This is a genomic window from Chitinimonas violaceus (genome assembly GCF_052601015.1).
Genome location: NZ_JBQXDJ010000134.1, coordinates 1 through 3908, shown reverse-complemented (window position 1 = coordinate 3908; position 3908 = coordinate 1). Strand labels below are relative to the sequence as shown.

The following is a 3908-nucleotide window of genomic DNA, read 5'->3' as shown; positions in this document are numbered from 1 at the left end:
GGGCCAGCGCACCGGCGCCACTGGTACGGGTAATGTTGATTTCATTGACGCCAGGTACAAAGTGCGCGGCATTCCGACCACCATTGCCTTGCGCACCAAAGGCCAGGCCAAGCTTGCCCCCAAGCCCCATTGCCGCAGGGGGAATACCCATAGCCGTTGCCAAGTCGTGTAAGGCATCGAACGCAGCATTGACGTGCTGTTGGCGTTCTTCCTGGCTCACCCAATTACCGAAGTTCACCCCTCGGAAGTTGAACGTCTGTTCCAGGCGTTCAGGCGTGATGTTCTCACCGGGGTTACGGCGGTCTACGCCTTTGCGTTCCCATCCACCATCGTTCGGCGCAACATCCTTATCCGGTTCGGTTTCTGTCTTGCGGGCGGTCTGACTCTTTGCGGCGTTGAGGGCTTCTGCTTCGCTGGCATAGTCACCCAACACAGTCTTGCGTTTGTTCAGTAATAGAAAGCGGTTAGCACGTTTTGCCAGCAATTCATCTGCTGCGGCTTGTGCTGTTTTCTCTGTTTCAAAGCTGCCTACGTACTCGTTGGTCGTGGCATCCAGCGGTAAATAGGCTGCATGACGTCCGGAACGAAGTTGGTGAATTTCGGACGTGATATCACCAGCAGAAATAATGCGGTATCCCTGCTTCTGCCAGGCGGCTTGCTTGGCTGGCCAGCCGTCCTTGATGGCCAATAGCGCATCTTTTGCGCTGCTGGTGTTCCATTGCATGGCGCTGACAGCTTTTCTGCCAAGGGCCATGGCGCGGTCATTCTCAGGGGTACCACGGCTAAATCGTTCGCCGGCTGCCTGCTTGGGGAACAGTTCGGCAAACAGCGGCATGATGCTGGCGTCCCGTTTAGCGGGAATGAGATAGTCAAAGTAGTCAGAGTGGGACAGCAAGCCAACTTTCTGGGCACGCTTGCCTAGTTCAACCCACAGCGCGCCTTGGCGTTCCTTGTTATTGAGCAATGTATTGGCTGATTCACGCAGTTCGCCAACTACGTCGATGTAAGTCTGTAGCGCTTTGTCACTGACGTTTGTTGACTGTTTAGGCAGCGCGTCATAAACCTGTTTGACCAGGTGGGCAATGACGGTGAATCCTTCCCGCTGGTCTTCCGGTACCGCTTCGATGATGGCTTCCCAGTTCGGGCGTGCCCAAATCTTTTCCTTGCTGGCGAGCTTGACCTTCAGGGTGTCGTTCTCATCCTTGATCGCGTCCCAGGTCAAACCGCCGTTCCGGAAAATACCTTTGCGGTTCCACCGTAGGGCATCACCTACATCCTCTAGATGGGGCTTGGCTGTGGTGGGTGCCGTTGCCTTGCGTGCCGCCTTCTTTTTCTCAGTCTGGCTGGGGGTTTCTGGTGGGGTGGAGCGCAGTGGGATCTGTTCCGCAACTTGAGCCGATGGTGCGTCGTCGTCAGATTTGGACGAATGTGACTCTTCCTCCTGTGACTCAACCTTGCTAGGTATGGCCGGGGATGGTGGTGTATCAGCGTTCGTTGCCTGCTTGGGTTCGACAACCTCTAACGCAGACGCTTCTGCTGCGTCCTTCTTGGCGGGAACAGGTTCAGCGCCTTTTTTTACTGACTTAACAGACTTTGGGTGAATCTCATGGACGGTAACGTGCTTGCCATTGGGCGCCAGCCGTTCAACGGCTACGGCCTCATGGGTATCCGTTAGCTTCTTTTTGTCGATGTAGGTAGTTGCACGTTCCGCCGTGGTGAACCATTTAACAGGCTTCTCTACGGGCTTTGCCTGTTCTACCTGTTGAGGCACGTCGTTCGCTACTTTGTCCTCTGCCTTGAACAGGTCGTCATGTCGCGCAGCCTTGGCTCGCTTCGTCTGCTCGTTGCGTACTTCACGCATACCCGCAGCAAGCATGGTGTTCCACCCACCATTGCGCTTGGCTTGATCTGCGATGTAGCTCTCACGTTCACTCAATGCCTCATCGGATAGCATGGCAGTTTGCTGATCCTGCTTGTCTGCTTTGGTTCGGCTAGAGGATTTGCCTTTGGGTGATGGAGGGGTGGCGGCTTCGGGGGCTTGTTCTTGAACTTCAGGTACGGACCGCTCAATTGACGGAGTCGGTCCAGGCTGTTCGGCAACTGTTGCGGCACGTACTGGCTCAGCTGCTGATTCTTGCTTATCAGCATCATTGCCGTGTCGAAGCTCTGCAATAACGGCATCGCTCTCTTGCCAAGCTTGCTGAGCACGTGCCAAAGCCGGCGCGCTGTTGGCTTGGAATTGAGCCAATGCCTCGCCATCCAACTCGCTGGCCCGTTGCTGAATCTTGCCTATGACGCGGAGCGCACCGTCGCGCCGTCTGGTTTGTGCATCCAGCTCCTTGGCCATTTGCTCATTCGGTGCGACATCTGCCAACTGGTCACTGGCAACACCATATTGGTTCGCATACAGCGTGCCAGACTTGTCGGGCAGCGCTCGGACTTCTGGCGCAACCGGTATGGCTACGCCGTCAGGTGTTACGTTGTACTTGGCTGCGGGTGGTGCCTCGGGTTGTTGCTGCGAGGGCGCGGGCTCATTTGCCGGGATGTATTCCCCGCCTGGACGATAAATTGCAGGCAGGTTAGCCATATCCGTAACGGGCGGCTCGGTTGGCGCAGTAGCACGTCTCGCTTCAAAAGGCTTACCTAAGACATGGGTTCCACCACCCAACAGGCCACCCACGGCTGCACCCGATAGCGCAGCAGGACCGACACCGCGCCATGCATCTTTGCTCGGGTCCAAGTGGTCACGTTCGGCAGCATTCTGGATGTACTGTTCAGCACCGGACTGCAAGAACTCTTGGCCAGCCTCTTTGCCGATATCCTTTGCCATGGCTTTCGCCATGCCGCCTAAGCCTGCGCCTGCCAGGCTGGTACCGGCTTGACCCGTTACGCGGTTGAATACCGAACCCAAGGCACCGCCACCTGTGAGGATACCGATACCACCCGTGGAAACCATGGTGTTGCGTAATACCTGGTTGGCTGTCTCATCCGCTACGGCTTTACGCGCAGCCAACGGATCACGAGTCTGCTGTAACGTGGCGCGATAGGTCGGATTTTGCAGCAGGACATCTTCCGGCGTCGCGGCAAGGTCCATGACCTTGGCGTGGGTCTGCTCTGCATTCACCAGTGCAGCCTGCCCGCCCTCGGCTACACCCATACCGATTGCGCCGGGTGCAGCGAGTAAGGCTTTCTGCGCCAGCGTCGTCGTACCCGCTTCGGCAGCGGCTTGCGCTCCCTTGGCAACGGCAAGCCTGCCCAGTCCAGACTTGGCGGCCAATCCAACTACGCCACCCACCGGTGCTGTTGCCAGCATGCCGGGCACGCTGCGCGATGCTGCCATCAGCGTGGACTGCAACGGGGTGTCACCCAGTGCGTAGTCATCCGTCACGATGGGGTTGTTGGCGACAGAACGACCAGCGCCGGTCATGTCGTCTACCCAGTAGCGTTGTGCGGTCTGGCCTGCATCACGAATTGCGCCACCTACACGGTCAGCACCTAGCTTCTCTACACCGTAACCAGCAGCGGCAACCAGGTCACCTGCACCGGCAGCAGCCGATTTGACGTAGTCCATGGTACTCGCTGAGGGCTTGTAGCCGGTGGCTTCCATGTACTGCTGGGGTGTCATCTTGTCCGCGAAGTCGCGGTTGTAGATAGCAACCATGATGGTGTGGTCATCAAGTTGGTCGAGCTGGGGATTCTGGGAGCGGATTTGGTCGAGGGTGCGGGGCAGTGCCATGAGCGGGGAACCGGTGACAATCAAGGAGATGATTGTCGAGGTCGTTCGGTAATCCCCCCATTTTTAAGGGGAGTCAGAAGTAGCGCTATGCGACCATGGCCAGCCGCTGTATTGGGGTAATACCGCCCAAGGCCATGTTAGGGCGTTCGTGATTGTAGAACCAGATCCAATC

At 57.3% G+C, this 3908-nt stretch carries 1 protein-coding gene; it reads right to left on the bottom strand.

Annotated elements, in window-relative coordinates; all coding sequences use genetic code 11:
* Positions 1-3736, bottom strand: a 3736-nt coding sequence (locus ACUHMQ_RS20265; RefSeq protein WP_445297259.1) for a hypothetical protein, incomplete at its 3' end; no start/stop codon positions are given.
* Between the last annotated feature and the right edge of the window lie 172 nt (positions 3737-3908).